The organism is Mycobacterium sp. E1715 (genome assembly GCF_001667625.1).
In the GTDB taxonomy this organism is placed as follows: Bacteria; Actinomycetota; Actinomycetes; order Mycobacteriales; family Mycobacteriaceae; genus Mycobacterium.
Genome location: NZ_LZJJ01000019.1, coordinates 1 through 3,726 on the forward strand (window position 1 = coordinate 1; position 3,726 = coordinate 3,726).

The following is a 3,726-nucleotide window of genomic DNA, read 5'->3' on the forward strand; positions in this document are numbered from 1 at the left end:
ACCGTGCCGTCCAATTGGCTTAGCAGAGAATCGAGTTCGTCGAGCGTCTTGACCATCGCCAGCGCCCGGCGCAGCCCCGAGCCGGCCGGAAAGCCGTGCAGGTACCACCCGATGTGCTTGCGGATGTCGCGCATGCCCTTGTCCTCGCCGAAGTGCGCGGCCAGCAGCCGCCCGTGTCGGCGGACGATGTCGGCGACTTCACCCAACGTGGGCGGGGTGGGGGCCGGGCTCCCGGTGAACGCGGCCGAGAGTTCGGCGAAAAGCCAGGGGCGACCCAAGCAGCCGCGGCCGATGACGACGCCGTCGCAGCCGGTTTTGGCCATCATCGCCAGCGCGTCGCTGGCGTCGTAAATGTCGCCGTTACCCAACACCGGAATCGTCGTCACGTGCTGCTTGAGCAGCGCGATCTGTTCCCAGTCGGCGGTGCCGGAGTAGCGCTGCGCCGCCGTGCGGGCGTGCAGCGCGACGGCGGCGGCGCCCTCGGTCTCGGCGATGCGGCCGGCGTCGAGGTGCGTGTGATGCTCGTCGTCGATGCCGACGCGGAACTTGACGGTCACCGGCACCCCGGAACCCTCGGCGGCACGCACGGCCGCCGCGACGATCTGGCCGAACAGCCGCCGCTTGTACGGCAGCGCGGCGCCGCCGCCGCGTTTGGTCACCTTGGGCACCGGACAGCCGAAATTCATGTCGATATGGTCGGCCAGGCCCTCGTCGACGATCATTCGGGCGGCGTCGTACGTGGTCGCCGGGTCGACCGTGTAGAGCTGCAACGAGCGTGGCGACTCATCGGGAGCGAACGTGGTCATGTGCATGGTGACCGGGTGGCGCTCGACGAGGGCGCGCGCCGTCACCATCTCGCAGACGTAGAGCCCGCTGACGGTGCCGGCCTTCGACCGCTCGAGCTCACGACACAGCGTTCGGAATGCGACGTTGGTCACGCCCGCCATCGGGGCCAGCACCACCGGGCTGGCGAGCGTGATGGGACCGATGCGCAACGCTGGGTTACCGGCGGCTCATAGCCAGCTTGCCGGCGGTCTGGTGCAGCTCGAACGCGGTGGTCTTCTTGCCGGTGCGGGCTTCCCGCTCGAGCTGGCGCTGCTTCGAGATCTCGAACTTGTCGCAGGCCTGCTCGAGTTCCTTGATCAGCAAGGCGAGGTCGTCGCGCATCGCCGCCGCCTCGCCGGTGAAGTCCTCGCGCTCGAAGATGCGCCATTTCTTCAGGACGGGCATGACGACGTCGTCGAGGTGGATGCGCGGGTCGTAGACGCCGCCGACGGCGATGAAGACGGCCTTGCGCCGGAACTCGGGGACCTGGTAGCCGGGCATCTGGAAGTTGCGCAGCACCTTGTGCAGCTCTTTCATTGCCTGGTTGGGCGCAATCTCGAACCCGGCCTCGCTGACGTCGCGGTAGAAGATCATGTGCAGGTTCTCGTCGGCGGAGATCTTCTGCAGCAACTGGTCGGCGATGGTCTCGTTGCAGGCCTTGCCGGTGTTGCGGTGTGAAATCCGGGTCGCCAGCTCCTGGAAGGTCACGTAGATGACCGAGTCGAACAGGCTCTCGGCGAACAGGTCGGCCCGCACCTGCTGGTTCTGGCCCGGGCTGAAGCCCCGGTTCACCACCTCGATGCGGAGTTTCTCCAGCTCGACGGGGTCCACGGCGCGGGTCACGACCAGGTAGTCGCGCAGCGCGATGCCGTGCCGGTTTTCTTCGGCGGTCCACCGGTTGACCCACTGGCCCCAGGCGCCGTCCAAGCCGAAGTTCATCGCGATCTCGCGGTGGTATGACGGCAGGTTGTCTTCGGTCATGAGGTTCTGCACCATCGCCACCTGGGCGAGGTCGGAGAGCTGGCTTTCCTCGGGGTGCCAGTCCTGCCCGCCCAGCGCGTAGAAGTTCTTCCCGTCGGACCACGGGATGTAGTCGTGCGGGTTCCAGTTCTTGTGCATGCTCTCGTGCCGGTTGAGGCATTTCTCGACCACCGGTTCGAGCTCGTGCAGCAGCTGTAGGTTTGTCAGCTCTGCTGACATGGGGGCCCCTCCAGTTATCTGTGTCGACGGGTAGCAGTCAATATATCTGTGTACCTCAGTAGCATCAAGCTGCCTGGCCGCGCGCCGCGTAACGGTTAGATCCCACATCCGGGGCGTTCAGCTCAGGTCGTAAGGGTTGCCGCCGGGGCGGAGTCGATAAACCGGCAGTCGCACTAGCCCAAGTCGGGGGCGGGCACGTACGGGGCGGCCGTGATGTACAGCATGTTGACGCAGTAGTCGATGAATTGTTTTCGCGTTGCACCGAGCTGCCCGTTCAGGTACGCGGTGAACAGGCTCGAAAGGCCGCCGACCAGGCTGGTGGCGATCATCTTCTCCAGCACCGGGTCACCGATCCGCGACAGCTTGCGCTGCAGCAGTTCGATGAAGTTGGGCATCCACTCCGCGCCAGACCGGGTCAGGATCGGTTCGACCGCCGGCGCCAGCAACAGCACCCGGCCGCGAACCGGATCGTCGACCATCAGCTCGACGAACTTTTCGACGGCTTCCCGCGGGGTGTTCGCCGAAGTGAGCGTGTTCATCGCGCGCGTACACACGTCGTCGTAGACCGCGCGGACGAATTCGTCGCGGTCCGAGAAGCTTTCGTAGAAATACCGCTCAGTCAGGGCGGCCTCGCGGCACACCGCGCGCACGGTCAGCGCGGGCCGGCTGCCGCTGCCGAGCAATTGCACGCCGGCGGCGATGAGGTTGTCGCGACGGAGGGTGAGGCGATCCCCCAGGGGGACGCCGGTCCACCGGCCCCGTCGTTGACCGGACTGCACATCGCTCCTAAGCTAGAACTGACAACGCGTGTAGTCAGATTTGCAGATACCCACAGGAATCCAATAGTGACCCAACATACGTCCGGACCCCGGCCGCTGACCAGCGACGTCGCCTGCGACGAATCGGGCGGACCCGCCGTGGCCGCCGGCTGCCCGGTGTCGCCCCTGGGCTACGAGGCGCCACCGGTCCCGCTGGGGCCCGACTCGCTGACGTGGCGGTATTTCGGTGATTGGCGCGGCATGCTGCAGGGCCCGTTCGCGGGATCCATGCAGAACATGCACCCGCAGTTGGGCGCCGCCGTGGAGCAGCACTCGACGTTCTTCCGCGAACCCCTGCCGCGGGTGATGCGGTCGCTGTATCCGATCGGCGGGGTGGTCTTCGACGGCGACCGCGCTCCGACGACGGGCGCCGAGGTCCGCGACTACCACACCGACATCAAGGGCGTGGACGACCAAGGCCGCCGGTATCACGCGCTGAATCCCGACGTCTTCTATTGGGCACACTCCACGTTCTTCATGGGCACGATTCTGGTGGCGGAGCGGTTCGGCGGCGGTCTGACGGAGGCCGACAAGCGGCAGCTCTTCGACGAACACATTCAGTGGTACCGGATGTACGGCATGAGCATGCGCCCGGTGCCCAAGACCTGGGAAGAGTTTCAGGAATACTGGGACCACATGTGCCGCAACGTATTAGAGGACAATTACGCGACGCGGGCCGTGCTCGATCTGACCATCTATGACAAGCTGCCGATCGCTCCCTGGCTCCCGGACTGGCTGTGGGGCGGCCTGACCAGGCTGTCGCGGCCGTTCTTCGTCTGGCTCACGGTGGGCTTGTATCACCCGGCCGTTCGCGAACGGTTGGGCTTTGAGTGGTCCGACCGCGACGAGTGGCTGCACCGGCGCTTCGGCAACCTGGTGCGCC

General features: G+C 66.1%; 4 protein-coding genes. 1 reads left to right on the forward strand and 3 read right to left on the reverse strand.

The genetic code is table 11. The annotated features are described in order from the left end of the window. The 3 genes from dusB to A9X03_RS01000 form a co-directional block, all read right to left on the reverse strand. On the reverse strand, positions 1–947 hold a 947-nt coding region (dusB, locus tag A9X03_RS00990), incomplete at its 3' end, for a tRNA dihydrouridine synthase DusB (protein ID WP_231975318.1). A 55-nt stretch (positions 948–1,002) separates the two neighbouring features. Further along, complete coding sequence (locus A9X03_RS00995; RefSeq protein WP_067752159.1) at positions 1,003–2,025, reverse strand: acyl-ACP desaturase; 1,023 nt, start codon at positions 2,023–2,025, stop codon at positions 1,003–1,005. A 173-nt stretch (positions 2,026–2,198) separates the two neighbouring features. Further along, positions 2,199–2,804, reverse strand: coding sequence for a TetR/AcrR family transcriptional regulator (locus A9X03_RS01000; RefSeq protein ID WP_067752156.1), 606 nt, complete (start codon positions 2,802–2,804; stop codon positions 2,199–2,201). A 66-nt stretch (positions 2,805–2,870) separates the two neighbouring features. Here A9X03_RS01000 and A9X03_RS01005 point away from each other — a divergent pair. Further along, a partial coding sequence (locus A9X03_RS01005) for an oxygenase MpaB family protein (RefSeq protein WP_068015260.1) occupies positions 2,871–3,726 on the forward strand: 856 nt, incomplete at its 3' end.